Origin of the sequence: Comamonas sp. (assembly GCF_036666375.1) — a bacterium.
Lineage (GTDB): Bacteria > Pseudomonadota > Gammaproteobacteria > Burkholderiales > Burkholderiaceae_C > Comamonas.
In genome coordinates this window covers 37,747-60,165 of record NZ_JAVWWA010000020.1, presented here as the reverse complement: position 1 = coordinate 60,165, position 22,419 = coordinate 37,747, and the positions used below count along the sequence as shown (strand labels likewise).

General features: G+C 68.5%; 22 protein-coding genes. 11 read left to right on the top strand and 11 right to left on the bottom strand.

The genetic code is table 11. The annotated features are described in order from the left end of the window. The 4 genes from RR928_RS07550 to RR928_RS07535 all read right to left on the bottom strand — a co-directional run. The coding region (locus RR928_RS07550) for an MmgE/PrpD family protein (protein WP_332682025.1) at positions 1 to 1,273 on the bottom strand (1,273 nt) is incomplete at its 3' end. A gap of 8 nt (positions 1,274 to 1,281) precedes the next feature. Next, positions 1,282 to 3,378 carry an acetate--CoA ligase family protein gene (locus RR928_RS07545; protein WP_332682021.1) on the bottom strand — a complete coding sequence of 699 codons (2,097 nt, stop codon included), beginning with the start codon at positions 3,376 to 3,378 and terminating at the stop codon, positions 1,282 to 1,284. A gap of 4 nt (positions 3,379 to 3,382) precedes the next feature. Then, positions 3,383 to 4,174, bottom strand: a complete 792-nt coding sequence (locus RR928_RS07540) for an enoyl-CoA hydratase/isomerase family protein (RefSeq protein ID WP_332682019.1) — start codon at positions 4,172 to 4,174, stop codon at positions 3,383 to 3,385. A 33-nt stretch (positions 4,175 to 4,207) separates the two neighbouring features. Then, a complete protein-coding gene (locus RR928_RS07535; RefSeq protein WP_332538720.1) occupies positions 4,208 to 5,197 on the bottom strand; it encodes a tripartite tricarboxylate transporter substrate binding protein in 990 nt (329 codons plus the stop codon). Positions 5,198 to 5,386: 189 nt separating this feature from the next. On the opposite strand from RR928_RS07535, the gene RR928_RS07530 reads away from it, so the two are divergent. Further along, on the top strand, positions 5,387 to 6,184 hold the full coding sequence (locus RR928_RS07530; protein WP_332538722.1) for an IclR family transcriptional regulator: 798 nt from the start codon (positions 5,387 to 5,389) through the stop codon (positions 6,182 to 6,184). 13 nt (positions 6,185 to 6,197) lie between these two features. On the opposite strand, the gene RR928_RS07525 is transcribed toward RR928_RS07530, so the two are convergent. From RR928_RS07525 to RR928_RS07515, 3 genes are read right to left on the bottom strand one after another with little or no spacing between them, the layout of a single operon-like run. Beyond that, entirely contained in the window at positions 6,198 to 6,872 is a 675-nt protein-coding gene (locus RR928_RS07525; RefSeq protein WP_332682016.1) for an RraA family protein, read from the bottom strand. A gap of 26 nt (positions 6,873 to 6,898) precedes the next feature. After that, complete coding sequence (locus RR928_RS07520; protein WP_332538724.1) at positions 6,899 to 7,867, bottom strand: Bug family tripartite tricarboxylate transporter substrate binding protein; 969 nt, start codon at positions 7,865 to 7,867, stop codon at positions 6,899 to 6,901. A gap of 40 nt (positions 7,868 to 7,907) precedes the next feature. Then, complete coding sequence (locus RR928_RS07515; RefSeq protein ID WP_332538725.1) at positions 7,908 to 8,594, bottom strand: RraA family protein; 687 nt, start codon at positions 8,592 to 8,594, stop codon at positions 7,908 to 7,910. Positions 8,595 to 8,662: 68 nt separating this feature from the next. Between RR928_RS07515 and RR928_RS07510 the strand changes: the two genes are divergently transcribed. Continuing rightward, positions 8,663 to 9,565, top strand: a complete 903-nt coding sequence (locus tag RR928_RS07510) for a LysR family transcriptional regulator (RefSeq protein WP_332538727.1) — start codon at positions 8,663 to 8,665, stop codon at positions 9,563 to 9,565. On the opposite strand, the gene RR928_RS07505 is transcribed toward RR928_RS07510, so the two are convergent. Continuing rightward, the gene (locus RR928_RS07505; RefSeq protein ID WP_332682013.1) at positions 9,566 to 10,492 is read right to left on the bottom strand and encodes a LysR substrate-binding domain-containing protein; all 927 of its coding nucleotides are present in this window, start codon (positions 10,490 to 10,492) and stop codon (positions 9,566 to 9,568) included. A 136-nt stretch (positions 10,493 to 10,628) separates the two neighbouring features. Here RR928_RS07505 and RR928_RS07500 point away from each other — a divergent pair, with 136 nt between their 5' ends. Next, positions 10,629 to 11,306 carry an RraA family protein gene (locus RR928_RS07500; protein WP_332682011.1) on the top strand — a complete coding sequence of 226 codons (678 nt, stop codon included), beginning with the start codon at positions 10,629 to 10,631 and terminating at the stop codon, positions 11,304 to 11,306. Next, entirely contained in the window at positions 11,299 to 12,528 is a 1,230-nt protein-coding gene (locus RR928_RS07495) for a pyridoxal phosphate-dependent aminotransferase (RefSeq protein ID WP_332682008.1), read from the top strand. Before RR928_RS07500 ends, RR928_RS07495 begins: the two co-directional genes overlap by 8 nt. 15 nt (positions 12,529 to 12,543) lie before the next feature. Here RR928_RS07495 and RR928_RS07490 read toward each other — a convergent pair whose 3' ends face one another. Next, positions 12,544 to 13,479 (bottom strand): LysR family transcriptional regulator, encoded by a 936-nt coding sequence (locus tag RR928_RS07490; RefSeq protein ID WP_332538730.1) that lies wholly within the window; start codon positions 13,477 to 13,479, stop codon positions 12,544 to 12,546. Between the two features lie 109 nt (positions 13,480 to 13,588). On the opposite strand from RR928_RS07490, the gene RR928_RS07485 reads away from it, so the two are divergent. The 5 genes from RR928_RS07485 (at position 13,589) to RR928_RS07465 (ending at position 18,035) form a co-directional block, all read left to right on the top strand. Beyond that, positions 13,589 to 14,125, top strand: a complete 537-nt coding sequence (locus RR928_RS07485; RefSeq protein ID WP_332538731.1) for a phosphonopyruvate decarboxylase — start codon at positions 13,589 to 13,591, stop codon at positions 14,123 to 14,125. Next, positions 14,125 to 14,721, top strand: a complete 597-nt coding sequence (locus RR928_RS07480) for a thiamine pyrophosphate-dependent enzyme (protein WP_332538733.1) — start codon at positions 14,125 to 14,127, stop codon at positions 14,719 to 14,721. The genes RR928_RS07485 and RR928_RS07480 overlap by 1 nt, the downstream gene beginning before the upstream one ends. 61 nt (positions 14,722 to 14,782) lie before the next feature. Continuing rightward, positions 14,783 to 16,261: an aldehyde dehydrogenase gene (locus tag RR928_RS07475; RefSeq protein ID WP_332538734.1), complete on the top strand. Its 1,479-nt coding sequence runs from the start codon at positions 14,783 to 14,785 to the stop codon at positions 16,259 to 16,261. Between the two features lie 88 nt (positions 16,262 to 16,349). Next, positions 16,350 to 17,348 (top strand): Bug family tripartite tricarboxylate transporter substrate binding protein, encoded by a 999-nt coding sequence (locus RR928_RS07470; RefSeq protein ID WP_332682005.1) that lies wholly within the window; start codon positions 16,350 to 16,352, stop codon positions 17,346 to 17,348. Positions 17,349 to 17,657: 309 nt separating this feature from the next. Further along, positions 17,658 to 18,035, top strand: a complete 378-nt coding sequence (locus RR928_RS07465; RefSeq protein WP_332538737.1) for a response regulator — start codon at positions 17,658 to 17,660, stop codon at positions 18,033 to 18,035. Positions 18,036 to 18,115: 80 nt separating this feature from the next. Here RR928_RS07465 and RR928_RS07460 read toward each other — a convergent pair whose 3' ends face one another. Both RR928_RS07460 and RR928_RS07455 read right to left on the bottom strand, forming a co-directional pair. Next, positions 18,116 to 19,213, bottom strand: coding sequence for a sensor histidine kinase (locus RR928_RS07460; protein WP_332547833.1), 1,098 nt, complete (start codon positions 19,211 to 19,213; stop codon positions 18,116 to 18,118). Positions 19,214 to 19,288: 75 nt separating this feature from the next. Then, entirely contained in the window at positions 19,289 to 20,260 is a 972-nt protein-coding gene (locus RR928_RS07455; protein WP_332538740.1) for a LysR substrate-binding domain-containing protein, read from the bottom strand. A gap of 105 nt (positions 20,261 to 20,365) precedes the next feature. On the opposite strand from RR928_RS07455, the gene RR928_RS07450 reads away from it, so the two are divergent. Continuing rightward, positions 20,366 to 21,214, top strand: a complete 849-nt coding sequence (locus RR928_RS07450) for an FAS1-like dehydratase domain-containing protein (RefSeq protein ID WP_332682003.1) — start codon at positions 20,366 to 20,368, stop codon at positions 21,212 to 21,214. Between the two features lie 29 nt (positions 21,215 to 21,243). After that, positions 21,244 to 22,404 carry an acyl-CoA dehydrogenase family protein gene (locus tag RR928_RS07445; RefSeq protein ID WP_332682001.1) on the top strand — a complete coding sequence of 387 codons (1,161 nt, stop codon included), beginning with the start codon at positions 21,244 to 21,246 and terminating at the stop codon, positions 22,402 to 22,404. Positions 22,405 to 22,419: the final 15 nt, after the last annotated feature.

Below are 22,419 nucleotides of genomic sequence, written 5' to 3'. Positions count from 1 at the left end.
TTGCCGGGCCCGCGCCTATCACCGGCGTGGCGAGTTCGAGGAACTTGTGTTCCAGCTCGCTGTCCGACAGCGGCAGCTCGGGGTCGCCCTTGCGGTCGGGCTGCAGCCAGACCAGGTGGCGGCCGTCATGGGTGGTGATTTCCACGCGCGCCGCGCGCCGGCCGGGAAAGGCGGCGTCGATTGCGGGGTCAACCGCCACGCTGACGCGCGCCGTGAGCGCGCGCAGTTCGGCGTCGGCCAGGCGTTCGGGCGTGTAGGCACCCAGGCGCACGCTGCCATGCAGCAGCGCGGTGGCCACGACAAAGCGCAGGCTGAAGCGGGCTTCGTTGGCCGTGCGCGGCTGGTCGTAGCAGGCGATGTCCAGCGCCGGGCGGTAGGTGGCGACATGGATGGCGCGGATGTCCGGCGCGCGCAGGCCATGCCGGGCGCGCAGCGCCAGCACCGCGTCGATGGCGGCAAAGGTGTGGCCGCAGCCCACGTGGTTCTTGAACGTCAGGCGCGTGATGTGGAAGTCGCGGCCCAGCGTGGCGCCGACCTGCGACCAATCGGGGCCGTCGCTCATGGCGCGGCCCAGGCCGGCTTCGCCGTCCAGCACATCCAGCGATCCCGTGACGCCGCGCTGGGCGAGCTGCGCCGCTATCAGGCCGGCCTCGGCGGCGCGGCCCGCATGCAGCGGCTTGGACATCGAGTCGCTGCGAAACGCCTGCTGCAAGCCGGCGGTGAAGGTCGCGGCCGTGGCCAGCGCATGCGCAAAGGGCGCGGCGTCCAGGCGCAGCGCGCCGCCCGCCGCGGCCGCGGCGCCAAACGCGCCCACGGTGCCGGTGTTGTGCCAGAAGCGGTAGTGCGCGCGGCCCAGCACCACGCCTATGCGCGTCGAGACTTCATAGCCCAGCACCAGCGCGCGCAGGAAGTCCAGGCCGCTGGCGCCGGCCTGCTGGCTTGCGGCCAGGGCCGCGGCAATGGTCGCGGCGCCGGGGTGGTACATGGCGTCGCGAAAGCTGTCGTCGATCTCGGCCGCATGCGCCGCCGTGCCGTTGTACAGCGCCGCGGCCCGGGCCGTGGCCGCGCGGCCATTGCCCAGGCGCGCGCGTCCGTGGCCCAGGTCTTCGGCCAGCACCTGCTCGAGCTGGGCCAGGGGCGCGGCCGCGAGCCCGGGAAACAGCGCCGCGTACCAGTCGATCAGCGCGCGCTTGGCGTGGTGGATCACGGCCTCGGGCAGCGCGGCCTGGGAATAGCGTTCGGCGTATTGGCCGAACACTTCGGTGGCATGCAGGGCGCCGCTCATGCCAGCACCAGCACGCCGTCGGCCGCGCGCACGCCCTGGCCCGCGGGCAGCACGAACAGCGGGTTGATCTCGGCTTCGAGCACGCGCTCGCCCAGCTGCGCGGCCATGGCCGAGAAGGCGACGATGGCGTCGATCAGCGCCGCCACATCGGCCTGGGGCCGGCCGCGAAAGCCGTCAAGCAGCGGCCAGGTCTTGAGTTCGCGCGCCATGGCCAGCGCATCGGCGCGGGTCAGCGGCTGCAGCCTGCCGCCGTCGCTGGGCAGCAGTCGCAGCGTGGTGTCCTGGAACAGCTCGGCCGTGACGCCGCCCATGCCCAGCAGCACGGCCGTGCCCAGCGCGTCGCGGTGCAGGCCCAGGATCAGCTCGGTGCCGCCGGCCACCATCTGCTGCACCAGGAACTGCCCCACCTGCACCCCGGCCTTGACCTCCACCTCGCCGGCCATCTGCGTGAGCCGCGCGCCAATGGTCTCGGGCGTGAGGCCCACGGCCACGCCGCCGACATCGCTCTTGTGCGTGATCTGCGCCGACAGGATCTTGAGCACCACGCGCCCGCCCAGTTCGCGCGCCGCGGCGACGGCTTCGTCGGCCGTGCGCACCACGCGCTCGGCAGCGCAAGGCAGGCCGAAACGGCTGAACAAGGCCTTGGCCTGGGCTTCGTCCAGCGAGCCGCTGGGCAGCACGCCGGTCTCGACGGGCGCCCTGGGCTCGGCCGCTGCCGCGGCTTCGAAGCCGCGCAGGCGCAGCATGCCGGCCAGCGCCGCGCTGCAGCTTTCGGCCGCGGCAAACGCCGGCACGCCGCGCTGCGTCAGCAGCGCGCCGATCTCGGGCGCATGCGGGCTCACATAGGCCAGCACCGGCTTGTCGGAATGCGGCAGGCAGTCCTGGATGGCGCCGGCCAGCAGTTCGGGCATGGCCAGGCTGGACGAGCCGACAATGATGATCAGCGCGTCGTAGCTGGGGCTGGCGAGCAGCGCGGTGATCGCGCCGCGCAGCAGGTCGGGGCGCAGTCCGGCCAGCGTCACATCGATGGGGTTGCGGTCCAGCACGGCTTCGCTGCCGGTCTGCAGCGCGCGCAGCGCATCGGCCGTGGCCGCGTCGGGCGCCGGCGTCTCGAAGCCGGCCACGCCCAGGTCGTCGGAGACCAGCGTGCCGGCGCCGCCGGTGGAAGTCAGGATGGCGACGCGCCGGCCGCGCAGCACGCGGCCCGTGGCCAGCGCCGCGGGAATGTCCAGCAGATCGGCAAAGCTCTGCGCGCGTATCACGCCCACCTGGCGGAACAGCGCGTCGTACATGCGGTCGGCGCCGGCCATGGCGCCGGTGTGCGAGACCGCGGCCTGGGCGCCGGCCTCGGAGCGGCCGATCTTGAACGCCACCACGGGCTTGCCGGCGCGCGCCGCCTTGAGGCAGGCGGCGCGGAATTTCTCGGGATTGCGCACCGTCTCCACATACAGCGCGATGACCTTGGTTGCCGGGTCGTCGGCCAGGTGGGCTATGAAGTCGGCCAGTTCCAGATCGACTTCGTTGCTGGTGGAGATCAGCTTTGACAGCCCTATGCCGCGCGCCGCGGCGCGCGACAGCAGCGAGCCCAGGATGCCGCCGCTTTGCGACACCACGCCTATGCTGCCCACGGGAAACTCGTCCATTTCCAGCGCGCCCGAGGGCGACAGCACGATGCGGTCGGTGAGATTGACCAGGCCGATGGTGTTGGGGCCCAGCAGGCGCATGCTGCCCGCGGCCTCGATCAGCTGCTGCTGGCGGCGCGCGCCGTCGGCGCCGGTCTCGGTATAGCCGCTGGCGAGCACGATGGCGGCGGCGCAGCCGCGCGCGGCCAGCTCCTTCACCGCCTGGTGGGCGCGCTCGGCGCCCAGCAGTACCACGGCGACATCGGGCACTTCGGGCAGTGAAGCGATGTCGGCGTAGCAGGGCAGGCCGTCGATCTCCGCGACCTTGGGGTTCACGGGCAGGATGCGGCCGGCAAAGCCGTGCTTGCGCAGATAGGCCACGGGCCGGCCCGCGGTCTTGCGCGGATCGGCCGAGGCGCCGATGACGGCGACGCTGCGCGGCGACAGCAGCTTGGCGATGGCGTGGTTCATGGCATCACTCCTTGGCGGCGGTCTTGGCGAGAAAGGCCTCGACCGACGCGCGGTGCTCGCTGCTGGTGTAGCAGATGCCCTGGGCCTGGCTGCCCTGGGCAAAGACGTCGTGCGACGACAGCTCGAAGCTCTGGTTGAGAATGGTCTTGGTCAGCGCCAGCGCCGTCGCCGATGCGGCCGAAAGCTCCCGCGCCCAGGCCTGGGCGTCGGCGAGCAGCGTCTCGGCGCCGGCCTTGCGGTCGACAATGCCCAGCGCCAGCGCTTCGTCGAGCTTGACCTGGCGGCCCGTGAAGATCAGCTCCTTGGCCCTGGCCAGGCCCACGCGGCGCGGCAGGAAGTACATGCCGCCGCCGTCGGGAATGATGCCGCGCAGCACATAGCTCCAGGCAAAGCTGGCCCATTCGCTGGCGATGACGAAGTCGCAGGCCAGCGCGGTGTCCGCGCCCAGGCCCGAAGCCGCGCCGTTGACGGCGGCAATCACCGGCTTGGGCATGGTGTGCAGCAGGGCCTGCACATGGTGCACGCGCTGCTGGCGCTGCCAGCCGTTGAAGCCGACTTCGCCCGCGGGCGCGTTCATGCGCTGTTGCATGCCGGCAATGTCGCCGCCCGCGCAAAAGCCCTTGCCCGCGCCGGTGAGCACCAGGGCCTTGACGGCCTTGTCGGCCGCGACGCGCTCGAGCGCGTCAATGAACTCGGTGCGCATGTCGTCGCTCATGGCGTTGCGCTTGTCGGGCCGGTTCAGCGTGATGGTGGCCACCGCGTCGGTGACCTGCAGTTGGATCAGGGAGTAGTTCATGGTGTTTTCCAGGGGCGACGGCCGCAGCCGCCATCAGTCGGGCTTGATGTTGTTGTCCTTGACGATCTGCGCCCAGCGCTTTTCCTCGGCCTGCACATAGGCGTCGAGTTCCGCGGGCGGGCCGGCGTTGATCACCAGGCCTTCGTGTTCGAGCTTGCGCACGAAGTCGGGCGCGCGCGCGGCCTTGCGCGCCGCGGCGTTGAGCCGGTCGATGACGGCGGCGGGCGTGCCCGCGGGCACGTACAGCCCGTACCAGCTCTCGACGCGGTAGCCGGGAACGCTGGCGGCAATGGCCGGCACGCCCTTGAACGCCGCCGAAGGCTCGAGCGTGGTCACGCCCAGCGCGCGCAGCTTGCTCGGCGCGCCGTCATTGCCGATGAAGGTCGAGACCGCGGCGGCGGTGGCAAACATCATGTCGACCTGTCCGCCCATGAGATCGGTCAGCGCCGGGCCCGCGCCGCGGTAGGGCACATGGGTCAGCTTGACCTTGGCCAGGTTGGCGAACAGTTCGCCGGCCAGGTGCGCCGAAGTGCCCGCGCCCTGCGAGGCATAGGTCAGCTTGTCGGGCTGGGCCCGGGCCGCGGCCAGCACGTCGGCCAGGCTCTTGTACGGGCTCTCGCTGCGCACCACCAGCACGTTGGGACCGCGCCCTATCAGCACCACGGGCGCAAACGCCTTGTTGCTGCCGTAGGGCAGCTTGGGCTGCAGCGCGGGGTTGGTTGCATGCGCAAACGAGGCCACGACCAGCGAGTAGCCGTCGGGCGCGCTCTTGGCGATGTTGTCGGTGCCTATCATGGTGCCCGCGCCGGGCTTGTTCTCCACGATCACCGGCTGGCCCAGGTCCTTGCCCATCTCCGCGCCCAGCGTGCGCGCGATCAGGTCGGTGCCGCCGCCGGGCGCGAACGGCACGACCATGCGCACCGGCTTGTCGGGAAAGGCCGCCAAGGCGCAGCCGGCCGCGCCCATGAGGGCGGTGATGAAGGCCAGTGATCTCGCGCCGCGGCGGGCGATGGAATGAAGCATGTCTGTCTCCTGGTTTTCTTGCGGTGCTGGACCGAATCTGTTGTGCCACGCCTGCATCCTTTGCCGATGCCGGTCTGCGCCAGCTTAGGGGAAGCAGGCTGTTTTGTGACCCCGCCAGTTCCAACAGGTGGAATTGCGGGCGCCGCTGGCGTGCGAGAATGACCGCTTGTTTTGCCGCCAAGGACGCCCATGGACCCGGCCCGCTCAGAAATCCTGCATGACAAGCCCGGACAGTCGCCCGCGAACCGCTCGCTGGAGCGCGGCATAGAGATACTGCGCGCCTTCCGGCCGGGCTCCGAGCTGCTGGGCAACGGCGATCTGGTCGAGCGCACGGGGCTGTCCAAGGCCACGGTGAGCCGGCTGACGCAGACGCTGGTGGGCGCGGGCATGCTGCAGGTCGATCAGCAAAGCCGCGCCTATCGCCTGGCGCCCGCGGTGCTGAGCCTGGCGCATGCGATGCGCACTGGCTCGAGCGTGCTGTCGGTGGCCGCGCCGCGCATGCGCGCGCTGGCCGAAGGCCGCAGGATCAATGTGGGCCTGGCCTGCCCCGACCGCGATGAAATGGTCTATCTGGAGTCGATACGCTACAGCCGGCGCATCGTGCTGCGGCATGTGGTTTCGGGCCAGCGCGTGCCCATGGAGCTGACATCCCTGGGGCGCGCCTATCTCGCGGTCGCGCCCCAGGCCAGGCGCGAAGCGCTGCTGGCGCGCTTTGCGCAGCGGCGCGCGGCGCAGTGGCCGGCGCTGCAGGAGGAAATCGCCCGGGCGGCGCAGTCGGTGGCGGCGCGCGGCTTTTGCGCCGCGGCCTGGCAGCCCGAGGTGGTGGCGCTGGCCACGCCGCTGGTCACGGCCGACGCGGTCTATGTGCTCAACTGCAGCCTGTCCACGGCCGAGCCCCTGGCCCAGGTGGCCGAGGAGCTGTGCGCGCCTCTGCTGCAGCTGCGCGGCGAGATACTGCAGCAGCTGGACGCGGCCGCGGCCCCTTGAAGGGCGCGGGCGCTCAGCGCTCGATGAAGCAGTTCAGCCGCGTGAGCGTTGCATCGACCCAGGCGCGGTCCAGCGTGCCGGCTTCGATGTCGGCGACCATGCGGGCTTCGACTTCCTGCTTGGCGCGCGCCGCGGCCAGCAGGGTTTCGACCTGGTCGAACGGCACGCACAGCAGGCCGTCGCCGTCGCCTATCACCAGATCGCCGGGCTCGATCACCATGCCGTCAATCGCAATCGGCACATTGATCTCGCCGGGGCCGTCCTTGTAGGGGCCGCGGTGCGTGACGCCGGCGGCAAACACCGGAAAGTCGCGCTCGGCGATCCAGTCGGCGTCGCGGATGGCGCCGTTGATGACGATGCCGCCGAGCTTTTGCCGCATGGCGTCGCCGGTCATGATCTCGCCGATCAGCGCATTGGTCAGGTCGCCGCCGCCGTCGACGACGATGATGTCGCCGGGCACGGCCAGCTGCAGCGCCTTGTGGATCATGAGGTTGTCGCCGGGCCGGGTCTTGATGGTCAGCGCCGGGCCGGCCATGCGCGCGCTGCGGTGCATGGGACGCAGGCGCGGGCCTGCGGCCGTCATGCGCGCCATGCAGTCGCTGACATTGGCCACGGGCACGTCGAGGAACTGGCGCGCGAGCGCGAGGTCGACGGCGCGGCGGCGCTGGAGAATGCGAAGTCCTATCATGGGATCTTTCCTCTAGGGTGTCGGGCTCAGTCGGCCTTGGCGCCCGAGCGCTTGACCACGGATTCCCACAGCGGCAGCTCCTGGGCGATGAATCGGGTGAAGCTTTCGGGCGTTCCGCGGCTGTCGGTGGAGCCCATTTTTTCCAGGCTGGCGCGCACCTCCTTGGCGTCAAGCACGGTGTCGAGCGCCTGGCCCAGGCGCTGCACCAGCGCCGGCGGGGTTTTGGCCGGCGCGAACAGGCCGTACCAGTTCTCGGTCACGAAATCGGCCATGCCCAGCTCCTTCATGGTCGGCACGTTGGGCAGGCTCTTGGCGCGCTGGGCGCTGGTGGTGGCCAGGGCCCGCACCCGGCCCGAGGCGAGCTGCGGCACGATCACCGAGGTGGTCTCGAACGCCATCTGCACCTGGCCCGAGACCACGTCCTGCATGGCCGGGCCCTGGCCCTTGTACGGAATGTGCACGACATCGATGTTCTGCTCGAGCTTGAGCAGCTCGCCCATCAGATGCTGCGGGCTGCCGCTGCCGCCCGAGGCATAGCTGAACTTGCCGGGGTTCTTCTTCACCAGCTCCACGAGCTGCTGCAGGCTTTGCGCCGGCACGTTGGCATTCACATAGAGCACCAGCGGCACCGAGGCCACCTGGCCTATGGGCGCCAGGCCCTTGACCGGATCGACGCGCAGCTTGTAGAGGTTGCGGTTGATCGCCACGCCGGTGTTGTTGCCCAGCAGCAGCGTGCAGCCGTCGGGCGCGGCCAGCGCCACCTGTTCGGTGCCGATGTTGCTGCTGGCGCCGGCCTTGTTCTCGACAATCACCACCGTGCCCAGTTCCTTGGACAGGCCCGGCTGTATCAGCCGCGCCAGCAGGTCGGTGGTGCCGCCGGGCGGATACGGCGAAACCAGCTTGACGGTGTTGCAGGGGTAGGCGGCCTGGGCGTTGGCCGCGCCGCAAGCTGCGGCCAGCGCCGCGCAGGCGGCAAGGGTTGAAAGAATGCGCACGGGTTTGTCTCCTGTTTTTTATGGTCTGGGCTCGGGCTTTTCAGGCGTTGAGCGGTGAGTCGGCCGCGCGCTGCAGGCTGTGGTAGTTGAACTGCTTGCGCGCCTCGGTCAGCGGCGTGCCGGCCAGGGCGCTGGCGAGAATCTGCTCCTCTACCACGCGTGTCGCCAAGGCCTTTTGCAGCACTTCCTGCAGCCGCGCACGCGCCACCACCACGATGCCGTCGGCGTCGCCGACGATCAGGTCGCCGGGACATACGCGCACATCGCCCAGCGACACCGGCTGCTCATAGGCTTCGACCTGCACCCGGTCCTTGCCGGTGCGCATGAAGCGGCCGTTGGCGTACAGCGGATAGCCCGCAGCGTCGGCCTCGGCGGTGTCGCGGCATACGCCGTGCACCACCGTGCCCGCCAGGCCCTTGTGCGCCGCCAGCTGGCTCAGAATGCCGCCCCAGACCGTGCAGTCCAGGCGCCCGCCGTTGTCGAGCACGGCCACGGTGCCGGGCTGCAGCGTGTCGATGAAGTCGCCCACGGTGCCGGGCGCGGCGCGGTCTATGGGCGCGAAGCGCACGGTGAAGGCCAGGCCGAACAGCTTGGCCGGACCGGCAATGGGTTGTATGCCGAACGCGCTGCCGGGCAGCTTCAAGGCGTCCAGCGCGTCGGAGATTTCGGCCGTCGACAGGGTCTTGGCCTGTTCAAACCAGTCGGCTTGGGTGATGTCGGTGTTCATGAAACAGGATCATGAAGCACTGAATATCTGAATGCAATTGCTGAATTTTGAATTAATATTCAGAAATTATGAATCTAAGACAGCTGCGCTATTTCTGTGAAGTCGTCGAGGCCGGCAACGCCCGCGCCGCGGCCGAGAAGCTGTTTGTCGCACCCACGGCAATCAGCATGCAGATCAGCCAGCTGGAGACCCAGCTGGGCGGCGCGCTGCTCGACCGCGCGAGCCGGCCGATGAAGCTCACGCCGCTGGGCGAGTTTGTCTACCCCAAGGCGCGCGAGCTGCTGCTGGCCAGCAGCCGGCTGGAGTTCGAGGCCAAGGGCATGGCGGCCGGCAAGCTGGGCTGGCTGGGCATAGGCTTCACGCGCTCGACGATCTTTTCCATCCTGCCCGAAGCCGTGCGCGCAATGCAGTCGGCCTATCCCGACGTGCGCGTCGAATTGCTGGAGATACTCACCGAGGAGCAGCCCGCGGCGCTGCGCAGCGGCGCCATCCACCTGGGGATTGCGCGCAGCCTGGGCGCCTTCCCGCGCGAGCCCGATCTGCACTACACCGAGCTGTTTGACGACCCGCTGGTCGCGGCGCTGCCGGCCCAGCATCCGCTGGCGCGGCGCGCGGCGCTGGTGGCCGCCGATCTCGAGGCGCTGCCGTATGTGAGCTATCCCAAGGTGGCCAACGCCCACTTCTCGCGCCAGGTGCTGAGCATCCTGGCCCAGGCCGGCGCGCGCGTGCAGGTCGGCCATGAAGCCAAGGAGATACACACGGCGCTGGGCCTGGTGGCCGCGGGCCTGGGCACGACCATCGTCGGGCGCAGCGTGGCCGCGAACAATCGCACCGACCTGTGCTTTGTGCCGATCGCGGACCTGCCGCAGCAAAGCCAGGTGCTGGCGGTGCGCAAGGCCGGGCCGGCCCATCCGCTGGTGGCGGCGTTTCTGGCCAAGCTGGGCGAGCAGGTGCCGGCGCCGCCGGCTTGATCAGCCGCGGCGCGCCGGCGCTCTCGGCGGCCGGGCCCGCAGCCAGGCAATGGCTTCATCGACCATGGGATGGTGGCGCCGGGTGTTCCAGACTGCGGCCGCGGTCACGACCATGATCTTTTCGTGCAGCGGCCTGACAACCACGTTCTCGGGGGCGAGCTTGCGCATGGCCGCGGGCACCAGCGCGACGCCCTGGCCGCAGCTCACGTAGGCAATCTGCGAGGTCACCGAGCGCACCTCGTGGACCACACGCGGCGCGAATCCATGGCTGCGGCAGATGCTGGTCAGCAGATCGAAATACACCGGACTGACCTGGCGCGACGACATCACGAGCTGCTCGGTATCGAGCGCCTTCAGGCGTATGCGCGACTTGGCGGCCAGCGCGTGGTCCCTGTGCAGGGCCACCGCCAGCCGGTCTTCGGCCAGTGGCAACGTGGCGATATCGCCGCTGATTTCACCGTCGAGCCGCACAAATGCCAGGTCGATCTCGCCGGCTTCGAGCGCCGGCACGGCGTCCACACTGTCGATCTCCTTGACGAAGGTGGTGAGCTGCGGGTGGCGGCTTTTCAATGCGGCCAGCAGCGGCGGCACGGCGTCAAGCATGGCCGAAGTGATAGCGCCCACATGCAGCACGCCGGACTGGCCGGCCGCGACTTCGCGCACCACGCGTTCGAGCTGCTCGGCCTGCCCGACGAACTGGCGCACCGCGGGCAGCAGCGCCGCGCCCGCGGCGCTGAGCTGGGTGCCGCGGCGCGAGCGCTCGAACAGCTGCAGCTTGAGCGACTGCTCCAGCACCTTGATCTGTTCGGTCAGCGGCGGCTGCGACATGTTGAGCCGCTGCGCGGCGCGCCCGAAGTGCTGCTCCTCGGCGACCGCCAGGAACATCCACAGCTGGCGTATCAGGCGAAAGTCTATGGTCCTGGTCATGCGCGGACTCCTTGAAGGGGCGGGTGCGCCATCTTAGCGCTGATCCGATTTTTGTATCACAGCCATAGTAAGTTCGGAATTTACATATCAGTGCGCGGGCCAGACCATGCAGGGGTTCTTTCACGAGACCTCCAACATGTCTTCACATTCCATTCTCGAGCGCCTTGCGGTCTTCGACACCAACACTGTCTCCGATGCGCTGGATTTCCTCGGCCTGGCCGGCGCCACCTACGGCCTGCGCCCGCTGTGGGACTGCCCGAAGATAGTCGGCCGCGCCTCGACCATACAGCTAGGCCCCAAGCGGCAAGCCAAGCCGACCGTGCATCTGATCTCGCCGGTGATAGACGCCGTGACCAGCGACGAGCGCGTGCTGGTGATTGCCGGCGGCGCCGAGGGCATTTCCTGCTGGGGCGACATCCTGGCCAACGCGGCCGTGGCAAGGAAGGTGCGCGGCTCGGTGATCGACGGCCTGAGCCGCGACATCGAGGGCAGCGAGTCGGTCGGCTACCCGGTCTATGGCCGCGGCGTGACCATGATCAGCGCGCGCAACCGCGTGATCCAGATCGATTCGGGCCGCCCGGTGCAGATGGCCGGCGTCACCGTGCATGAGGACGACTACGTGATTGCCGACCGCTGCGGCACGGTGTTCGTGCCCGCGGCCCGCATCGAGGAAGTGCTCGACATGGCCGAGCGCATTGCGCGCCGCCAGGACGGCATGGTGGCCGCGGTGCGCGCCGGCCGCTCGGTGGCCGAAGTCATGCACGACAAGGAATTCGAGGCCATCGCCACCGCGCAGGAGAGCCGCAATGCATGACGACGCCCACCGCGCGCAGCGCACCCTGAACCGCTTCCTGGCCGATGCCCGGCCCTCGGCCACCTACCAGGTGATGGACCGCGTCGCGGCGCGCCGCGCCGCCGGCCACGCGGTGATCTCGCTGAGCGCGGGCGAGCCCGACTTCGACACCCCGGCTCATGTGCGCGCGGCCGGCATTGCCGCCATCGAGGCCGGCCAGACGCGCTACACCCAGGTGGCCGGCCTGCGTGCGCTGCGCGAGGCGATTGCCGCCAAGTTCGCGCGCGAGAACGGCCTGGGCGTCGACTGGCGCGACACGCTGGTGTGCAGCGGCGGCAAGCAGGTGATCTTCAACGCGCTGGCGGCGACGCTCAACGCAGGCGACGAAGTCATCGTGCCCGCGCCGTACTGGGTCAGCTACCCGGAAATCGTGCAGCTGTGCGGCGGCCGGGCCATCACCGTGGCCTGCGGCGCCGCCAGCGGCTTCAAGCTCACGCCGCGGGCGCTGGCCGCGGCGATCACGCCGCGCACGCGCTGGCTGATACTGAATTCACCGTCCAACCCCACGGGAGCGGTCTACAGCCGTGCCGAGCTGCAGGCGCTGGCCGAGGTGCTGCTGGCCCATCCCCAGGTGCTGGTGCTCAGCGACGACATCTACGAGCACCTGATCTTCGACGGCCTGGAATTCTTCACGCTGGCCCAGGTCGAGCCGCGCCTGCAGCCGCGCGTGCTGACCATGAACGGCGTCTCCAAGGCCTATGCCATGACCGGCTGGCGCATAGGTTTCGGCACCGGGCCGCGCTGGCTGATCGAGGCCATGGAAAAGCTGCAAGGCCAGCAGACCTCGGGTGCCTGCACGATTTCCCAGCATGCGGCGCTGGCCGCGCTGACCGGGCCGCAGGACTTCGTCCGCGAGTCCCGCGCGGTGTTCCAGCGCCGGCGCGACATGGTGGTCGAGCTGCTGAACCAGGCACCGGGCCTGCACTGCGCCGTGCCCCAGGGCGCGTTCTATGCGTTTGCTGCCTGCGCCGGCCTGCTGGGCAAGACCACGCCGGCCGGCACCACGCTGCACAGCGACGAGGATGTGGTCAACGCGCTGCTCGATGAAGCGGGCGTGGCCACCGTGCATGGCAGCGCCTTTGGTCTGGGCCCGTACATCCGCATTGCCTATGCGCTCGATGATGCGTCGCTGCGGCGTGCCTGCACGGCGATCCGCACGTTCTGCGCGGCGCTGACGGGCTGAAGCCGCGCGCAGCCTTCACGCTCCCAGCCACTGTCCCTCGGGCCAGTCGCCCGCGTCTATGGTCAGGCGCGCCTGCTGCACCAGCAGATCGATGGCGCAGCGCACATGGCGCGGCGTGGGCCGGTGCAGCGGCAGGGCCAGAACGATGGTGCGGCGGATTCCGGGAGCGGCCAGCGGCGCGCCCTTGAGCTTGCCCTCGCGCAGGTCGTCGGCCACGGCAATCGGCGGCAGGATGGTCAGGCCATGGCCGCCCAGCACCAGGCTGCGCTGCACGCTCAGCGCATTGGTCTCGGCCGACAGCTGCAGCGTGACGCCGGCAAGCACGCAGGCATGCTCGACCAGCGTGCGCAGCCCGTGCGGCGCGCTCGGCAGCACCATGCGCTGCGCGGCCAGCTCCGCCAGGGCGACGGGCCTATCGGGCTGCAGCGCGCTGTGCGGCGGGCCTATGACCCACAGCGCTTCCTCGACCAGCGGCGTGGTCTGGATGTCGGGCGAGCGCTCGGCGCCGTAGAGCAGGGCGGCGTCGACTTCGCCCGAGGCCAGCCATTGCATCAAGGTGCCCGCATAGCCCACGGCAATGCGCACGCGTATGCCCGGATGGGCGGCGGCCACGGCCGAGACCAGGGCGCTGGACAGCAGGTCGACGGTGCTGGGCAGCAGTCCCAGCGTCACCAGACCGCTCAGGCCGCCCGCACTGCGGCCGCTGAGTTCGGCGCGCGCGCGGTCGAGTTCCAGCAGCGCGCGGCGCGCATAGCCGACCAGCGCCTGGCCGGCCTCGGTCAGCGCCATGCCGTGGCGCTCGCGCTCGAACAGCGGCGTGCCCATGTCTTCCTCGAGCAAGCGGATCTGGCGCGAGACCGCGGGCTGCACCAGGTGCAGCAGCTCGGCCGCGCGCGTCACGTTGCCGGTCTCGGCCACCGTCAGAAAGGCGCGCAGCTGCTTCAAGTCCATGGCGTATGTCCCATCAGAAAGCGTGATTGTGGAATGCTGAAATTCTATTTGAGATTGCTTGTCATCAGATTTTATTATTTCCATATTCCAACCACTTCAAGCACTTCCCATGAACTCCCACCCGGATACGGCGCCTGACTGGCAAAAAGCCGTCTTCAATGTTCTCAAGGCCGGCGGTGTGCAGCAGATCGCCTATGTGCCCGACGCCGGCCACTCGCATGTGATACGCAGCGCCATTGCCGATCCCGACATCACCGACGTGGTGCTGACCACGGAAGAAGAGGGCGTTGCGCTGTGCAGCGGCGCCTGGCTCGGCGGCCAGCGCGCGGTGCTGCTGATGCAAAGCAGCGGCGTGGGCAACTGCGTGAACATGTTCTCGCTGCTGCAGTCGGCCGACCTGCCGTTCTTCACGCTGGTGACCATGCGCGGCGAGTACGCCGAGTTCAACCCCTGGCAAAGCCCCATGGGCCAGGCCACGCAGGCCGCGCTCGAATTGATGGGCATACAGGTGCTGCGCGCCTCCAAGCCCGAGGAAGTCGAGGAAATCGTCAGCGCCGGCTTTGACGCCGCGTTCGAAGCCGGCGCCAAGGTGGCCGTGCTGCTGGGACAGGAACTGATTGGCCGCAAGAAGTGGGAGCGCAAGTGATGAACCGCAAGCAATTGACAGCGCGCGCCGACCGCCGCGCCTTCGTGGCCCAGCTGATCGCGGCCACGCCCGAAGCGCTGATCGTCTCCGGCCTGGGCTCGGCGTCCTATGACGTGTTTGCCAGCGGCGACCGCGACAAGAACTACTACCTCTGGGGCGCCATGGGCGGCGCGACTTCGCTGGGCCTGGGCCTGGCGCTGGCCCAGCCCGACAAGCCGGTGGTGGTGATCACCGGCGACGGCGAGCAGCTGATGGGCATTGGCAGCCTGGCGACGATTGCCGCCAAGCAGCCCAGTAACCTGACCATCGTGGTGCTGGACAACGGCCACTTCGGCGAGACCGGCATGCAGCAAAGCCATTCGAGCCTGGGCACCGACCTGGTGGCCGTGGCCAAGGGCTTCGGCATCGCCGACGCGTTCTCGGTCGACAGCACGGCGGCCAGCGCCGAGATCGCCCAGGGCATCAATGCGCGCCAGGGAACGCGTTTCGTGCAGGTGTTCATCGCGGCCGACGAGCCCGAGCGCGCCTTGCCGCCGCGCGACGGCCCCTACATCAAGAACCGCTTTCGCGCGGCCCTGGGTCTGAAGCCTTTCTGAGCCCCGTGTCCGGCGCCTGGCGCGCCGGGCGCCGCCTGTTCTTCTTTTTTGCGAGTTCCCCATGCAACGCTATTCACTGCGCATCAACGGCCAGGCCTGCGCGCCCCAGGGCGGCGCCTGGTTTGCGAGCCAGAACCCCTACACCGGGGAAACCTGGGCCGAGATCCCGCGCGGCGATGCGCGCGATGTCGATGCCGCGGTGCAGGCCGCGCATGCGGCGCTCACCACCGGCCCCTGGGCCGAGCTCACGGCGACCCAGCGCGGCGCGCTGCTGCGCACGCTGGGCGATCTGATTGCGCGCGACGCCGCCAAGCTGGCTGCCACTGAAGTGCGCGACAACGGCAAGCTGTTTGCCGAAATGAGCGCCCAGCTCAACTACCTGCCGCAATGGTTCTATTACTACGGCGGCCTGGCCGACAAGGTGCAGGGCAGCACGCTGCCGCTGGACAAGAAAGGCTATTTCGCCTTCACCCGCAACGAACCCGTGGGCGTGGTCGCGGCGATCACTCCCTGGAACTCGCCGCTGCTGCTGCTGGCCTGGAAGATCGCGCCGGCGCTGGCCGCGGGCTGCACCGTGGTCGTCAAGCCCTCGGAGTTCACTTCGGCGTCTACGCTGGAGCTGGCCGAGCTGTTCGAGGAAGCGGGCTTTCCGCCGGGCGTGTTCAACGTGGTCACGGGCTTTGGCCAGGAAGTGGGCACGCCGCTGGTCGAGCACCCGCTGGTCAGCAAGATCAGCTTCACGGGCTCGGACGCCACGGGCCGGCTGATCAACGAGCAGGCCGCCCGATTGCTCAAGCACACGGCCATGGAGCTGGGCGGCAAGTCGCCCAACATCGTGTTTGCGGATGCCGACCTCGACCAGGCGGTGTTCGGCGCGATCTCGGGCATCTTTGCCGCCACCGGCCAGACCTGCATCGCGGGCTCGCGCCTGCTGGTGCAGGACAGCATCCACGACGCCTTTGTCGAGAAGCTGCTGGCCGTGGCGCGCAGCGCGCGCATGGGCGACCCCATGCACCCCGACACCCAGGTCGGCCCCATCACCACCGAGCCGCAATACCGCAAGGTGCTTGACTACATAGCCATCGCGCGCAGCGAAGGCGCGACCGCGGTGCTTGGCGGCGCCAAGGGCGAGGCGCCCGGCTGCGGCAAGGGCTGGTTCGTGCAGCCGACGATCTTCACCGGCGTGCGCAACGACATGCGCATCGCGCAGGAGGAAGTCTTCGGCCCGGTGCTGTCGGTGATCCGCTTCCAGGACGAAGCCGACGCGCTGCGCATTGCCAACGGCGTGCGCTTCGGCCTGGCGGCCGCGGTCTGGACCGGCGACATTGCGCGCGCGCTGCGCATGTCCGAGCGGCTGCAGGCGGGCACGGTGTGGATCAACACCTACCGCGCGGTGAGCTTCATGGCGCCGTTCGGCGGCTACAAGGACTCGGGCCTGGGCCGCGAGAACGGCAGCGACGCGATCCGCGAATACCTGCAGACCAAGACGGTATGGATCAACAGCGGCGCGGTCACGGGCAATCCGTTCGTGCTGCGCTAGGCGGAGATTGCCCAAGACCCGGCACAGCGTTTTCCCCCGGCAAAGAGCGCACAGAACGCTCTTGCCTCAACCCCAATGGAGACAAGCCATGCACCGTTCCTCTCGCCGCCTGCTGCTGCAGGCCAGCGCATCGTCCCTGCTGGGCCTGGCCATCAGGCCGGCCCTGGCCCAGCCCGCCGCCTCAACGCTGCCCAAGGGCAACATCACCCTGGTCGTGCCGTTTGCCGCGGGCGGCGCCACCGACGTGGTCTCGCGCCTGGTGGCGCAAAAGCTCGGTGAGCGCATACAGCGCACCGTGGTCGTCGAGAACATCGGTGGGGGCGGCGCCACCATTGGCGCGGCCAAGGTCGCGCGCGCCGCGCCCGACGGCCATACGCTGCTGATGGGCACGATTGCCACGCATGTGATCAATCCGCTGTCCATGGCCCAGCTGCCGTACAACGCCCAGACCGGCTTCACGCCGATCTCGCTGATCGCCACCGTGCCCAATGTGCTGCTGGTCCACCCCTCGGTCAAGGCCAGGAATGTGCAGGAGCTGATCGCGCTGGTCAAGTCCCAGCCCGGCAAGTTCAGCTACGGCACCTCGGGCGTGGGCACGCCGCCGCATCTGTCGGGCGAGCTGCTCAAGTCCATGGCGGGGCTGGAGATGGGCCATGTGCCCTACAAGGGCGGCGGCCCGGCCATGGCCGATCTCGTGGCCGGGCATATTCCCATCCTGTTTGACGTGCTCACCGGCGCGGCCGCGCATATCCGCGCCGGCGCGGTGCGCACGCTGGGCGTGACCACGCGCGAACGCGTGGCCTCGTTTCCCGAGATTCCCACCCTCGCCGAATCGGGCGTTGCCGGCTATGAAACCTGGACCTGGAATGCGATCTTCGGCCCGGCGGGCATGCCGCGGCCCCTGGTCGAGGAGCTGAGCCTGGCGCTGCAGGCCGTGGTCGCGCTGCCCGACGTGCAGGCCAGGTTGAAGGACCTGAGCGCCACCCCCGTGGGCTCCACGCCCGAAGCGCTGACCACGCTGGTCAGGACCGAGACCGAAAAATGGCGCGCGGTGATCCAGTCGATAGGTGGGCTCAAGCGCGACTGATCGCCCGCGGCCTGGCGCAGGGGCTTGCGCCGGGGTCTGTGATGACAGGGGGAAAGCGTCTGCGGGGGACCTGGCAATAGCCTGCGTCCTACCCCCGGCGGTTTTCAGGTCGGCTGAAATGGCTTGGAGCACTTCGGGCAAATGACCCGGAGCGCATTCCTACCGGTGTTTTGCAAGGCGGGGATTGTGCGCGCAAAGGCGATGGCTGCGTCCAGTGTCTGTTTGGGGCCGTTGCTGCAGTTGTGGCGCGTCGCATCGTAATTCATCCTCTTTCGGATTCCCTGTACATGCTGACGCTGAAGGCCACCAATGACGACCCCAACGATGATCCTGATAGTGGACGACCATGTGGACTCCGCAGACGTTCTGGGTCTGGTCATGAAGATGAACTTTCCCGATACGGCTGTCTTGGTCAACTATGCCGGCCCGCAAGCCATCGACAGCGCCACCCGGCAGCGCCCGGATGTAGCGCTGCTGGACATGGAAATGCCGGAGATGGATGGCGAAGCGCTGGCCCAGCGCTTGCGATCCCTGTACCCCGGCGCCGCCCCCCTGTTGATTGCCTTGTCCGGAAACCTGGAGCGGCTCGAGCAAGCCATGGGCAATGGCAGCTTTGATCGCTGCATGAGCAAGCCCGTGGATCTCGATGCCCTCACCCGCATGGTCCAGCAGCGGCTTGGCGGCTGAGCCTGGCCTGCGTCAGGAGGAGGCGGGGCGCAGGCATCGATCAGCGCGACGAGGTACTCCTCGGTGGGCTGCAGCCGGTCTCAGCATTTAGGCACTTCGATCGTGAACCGCACCCTGTGCGCGCTGCTTGTGCCCTTGATCGTGCCGCCATGGGCGGTGGTGACCTGCCGGACAATGAAAAGGCCCAGGCCCAGGTGGCTGCGGTCCACCCGGGCCGAGCCGCTGCGCCCGCGGCGCAAGGGCTCGAACAGCTGTTCGATCTCATCGGGCGGCAACTCGCCGGCATTCTCCACCGATACCCGCACGCAGGCCGTGTCGCCCTCGACCTCCACGCTGACCGCAGCGCCCGCGTCGCCGTGCTTGATGGCATTCGTCACCAGATTGCCAATCGCCTGTCTCAGCCAGGATGCGTCGAACACGCCTTCGGCATTGCCCTGCACCCTGTATTCAATGCGCGCATCGGGGTAGGCGGCGCGCTGCAGATCGAGTTCATCGGCGCACACCACGGCCAGATCGACGGGCTCCCTTTGCAACGGCATGTCGCCGCCCAGGTTCGACCGGCTGTACTCCAGCAGCGTGTTGAGCAGCCCTGTCATGCGTTCTATGCCGCGCGTGAGCAGCGCCGTCTGCTGGACGGGAGCGCTGCCTTGCTGGCGCATGAGTGCCGTCGTCAAGGAAATGGTGTGCAGCGGACCGCGCAGGTCGTGGCCCACGATGCCCAGAAAGATTTGCCGCCAGCGTTCGCGCTCGTCCGCATGGAACTTCACCGATTCGGCCACGGCCTGATCGATTGCCTCGTTGAATCGGGTGATGTCTTCGAAGGCATCCGGTCCCATAGGATAGGCCTCGGCCCACAGCCTGAGAATGCTCGCGCGCAAGGCCCTGAACTCCGCAATCAGCTGCTCGATGTTGATTCCGTCCTGCGCACGCGTCAGCCCATGCGTCTGTGCCGAGGTCTGGGACGTGCCTGGAGTGGCCTTGCCATGTGACTTGAGAATCGACGCGGCCCTCGTCTGCGAGGTCCTCAGGTCCGCGGAAATGGCTTCGAGCACTTCCGGAAGATGGTCGCGCAAGGCTTTTTCGCTGGTGTGCTCCAGGGCGGGAATAGTCTTTGCAAACGCAATCGCCTCCGCCAGGATCTGGACGTGGGCCGTTTCTATGAACGTGGCAAGCCGCATGGGTGGTAGGTCCTAATTTTTTCCTATTTATACCTGCAGCAGCATGGCGTCGCTGCGAATAAACCATCCACTTCGCTAGCGCTTGCCTGGCGGGCGCGCCGCAGATGAAGCGGGCGCGGCCGCCGCGCCCACCCACTGCGCGGGCCAGGCGCCCGACTCCACCATCTGGCGCAGCACGCGCTGCGTGAGTTCGGTCACGGCCGCGCAGGCCACCGACGTGGGCCGCGCAGCATTGGTGGCGCAGACCACACGCCGGCGCATCAGCGGGCTGTCTATGGTGGCAATGCGCAGGCGGTTGGCCGCTACTTCCTCGGCCACCGAGCCCAGCGGCAAAATGGTGCTGCCGATATTGGCTTCGGCCGCGAGCTTGACGCTGCTCAGCGACTCGATCTCGGCGACGATGTCCAGCGCTATCTTCTGCGGCGCGCAGGCGTCGTCGATCATGCGCCGCAGCGCATGTTCGCGCCCCGGCAGCACCAGCGGCCATTCGCCCAGGGCCTTCAATGGAATCCGGGCCGGCAGCTGGGTGTTGGCCGCGCTGGTGATGAACACCAGCTGGTCGTCGAGCAGCGGCCGCTTGAACAGGCCCGAGTCCACGCCATCCCCGTACATCAGCGCCAGATCGAGCTGGCCCGACTGCAGCCGTTCGCGCAGAAAGCCGCTGTAGGCCTCGACCAGCTTGAGCCGCACCTGCGGCAGCTCGGCGCGGCAGGCCGCAAGAATCGGCATGATCGCCGCCAGCGCCACGGTGGTCGTGAGACCCAGCGCGACTTCTCCCTGCGGCACGGACGTGGCCTCGCGCACCGCCATTTTCGCGCGCTCGGCATCAAGCAGCACCACGCGCGCATGTTCCAGGAAGATGCGCCCGGCTTCGGTCAGCGCCACGCCGCGGCTGGAACGCTCGAACAGCTGCGCGCCGACTTCGTCCTCGAGCGCGGTGATCTGCTGGCCCAGCGCGGGCTGGGCCACATGCAGCCGGCCCGAGGCCTTGAGCAGGCTGCCGGCCTCGCTCACACCGATGAAGTAGCGCAGTTGTCGAAGTTCCATCGAGGCTCCTGTTTGGCTAGTTGTTTTGCATATATCGCATAGGTTCAATAAGTATTTCACATATATCGCTGGGCTTCGCACAATGCAGCTTCCAAGGAGACAAAGATGACACTCGATATCGACCATCTGCGCAGCTGGACGGGCCACACCGAGACGATGGCCGACACCGTAACGCTGGCGCCGCTGCGCGCGCTGACGGCCACGCTGGACCGCGATGACGCGCCGGCACACGGCGACCCCGTTCCGCCCTGCTGGCACTGGCTGTACTTCCTGCCCGTGGCGCGCCAGTCCGAGATCGGCCCCGACGGCCATCCGCGGCGCGGCGGTTTTCTGCCCCCGGTGCCGCTGCCGCGGCGCATGTGGGCCGGCAGCCAGATCGAATTCCACGCGCCGCTGCGCGCCGGCCAGGCGATAGAGCGCCTGTCGCGCATCGAGGACGTGAAGCTCAAGGAAGGCCGTACCGGCCCGCTGGTCTTCGTCAAGGTGCGCCATGAAATCCGCGCCGACGGCGCGCTGGCCATCGTCGACCAGCACAACATCGTCTACCGCGACCTGCCTGCCGAAGGCGAACCTTCACCCGAGTACGCAGCCGCGCCCAGCGATGCGCAATGGCAGCGGCGCATCGTTGCCGACGACGTGCTGCTGTTTCGCTACTCGGCGCTGACCTTCAACGGCCACCGCATCCACTACGACCGCCGCTATGTGACGCAGGTCGAAGGCTATCCCGGGCTGATCGTGCACGGCCCGCTGATTGCCACGCTGCTGCTGGACCTGCTGCGGCGCGAGCGCCCCGGCGCGCAGGTCAGGCATTTCACTTTCCGCGCGCTCAAGCCGCTGTGCGACATCGCCCCTTTCGACGTCTGCGGGCGCGACAACGGCGATGGCAGCGTGGCCCTGTGGTCGCGCGACGCCGCCGGCCATCTGACGATGGACGCCACGGCGCTGCTGGCCTGAACGGCCGCTTCTCTCCCCAGGAAAAAATCATGTTCCACGAAACCGACGACTACCAGGAAATCCGCGACGCCGTGCGCGCGCTGTGCCAGCAATACCCCGACGAGTACTTCCGCAAGATCGACGAGCAGCGCGCCTACCCCGAGGAGTTCGTGCAGGCGCTGACCCAGGCCGGCTGGATGGCGGCGCTGATCCCGCAGGAATACGGCGGCTCCGGCCTGTCGATGGCCGAGGCCTCGGTCATCATGGAGGAGATCAACCGCTCGGGCGGCAACTCGGGCGCCTGCCACGGCCAGATGTATGTGATGAACGCCATCGTGCGCAGCGGCACCGACGCGCAAAAGCAGAAGTACCTGCCGCGCATCGCGTCGGGCGAGCTGCGCATCCAGTCGATGGCCGTGACCGAGCCTACGACCGGCAGCGACACCACGCGGCTCAAGACCATGGCCGTGAAGAAGGACGGCCGCTGGGTGGTCAACGGCCAGAAGGTCTGGATCTCGCGCGTGCAGCACAGCGACATGATGATCCTGCTGGCGCGCACCACGCCGCTGGAGCAGGTGCACAAGCGCTCCGAGGGCCTGAGCTGCTTTCTGGTCGACGTCAAGCAGGCCACGGGCAATGGCATGACGGTGCAGCCCATCCTCAACATGGTCAACCACGAGACCAACGAACTGTTCTTCGACAACCTGGAGATTCCCGAGGACAACCTGCTGGGTCCCGAAGGCCAGGGCTTCAAGACGCTGCTCGATGGCCTGAACGCCGAGCGCACGCTGATTGCCGCCGAGTGCATTGGCGACGGCTACTGGTTCATCGATCGCGCGACCAGGTACGCCAACGAGCGCGTGGTCTTCAACCGCAAGATAGGCCAGAACCAGGGCGTGCAGTTCCCGATTGCCGAAGCGCTGATCGAGCTTGAAGCCGCCAATCTGATGCGCTGGAAGGCCTGCGAGAAGATCGACGCCCACCAGAACGCGGGCGCGGCCGCCAACATGGCCAAGCACCTCGCGGCCAAGGCCTCGTGGGAAGCGGCCAATGTCTGCCTGCAGACCCATGGCGGCTTCGGCTTTGCCTGCGAATACGACATAGAGCGCAAGTTCCGCGAGACGCGGCTGTACCAGGTGGCGCCGATTTCCACCAACATGGTGTTCAGCTACGTCGCCGAGCATGTGCTGGGCCTGCCCAAGTCGTATTGATCGCCGGAGCGCACC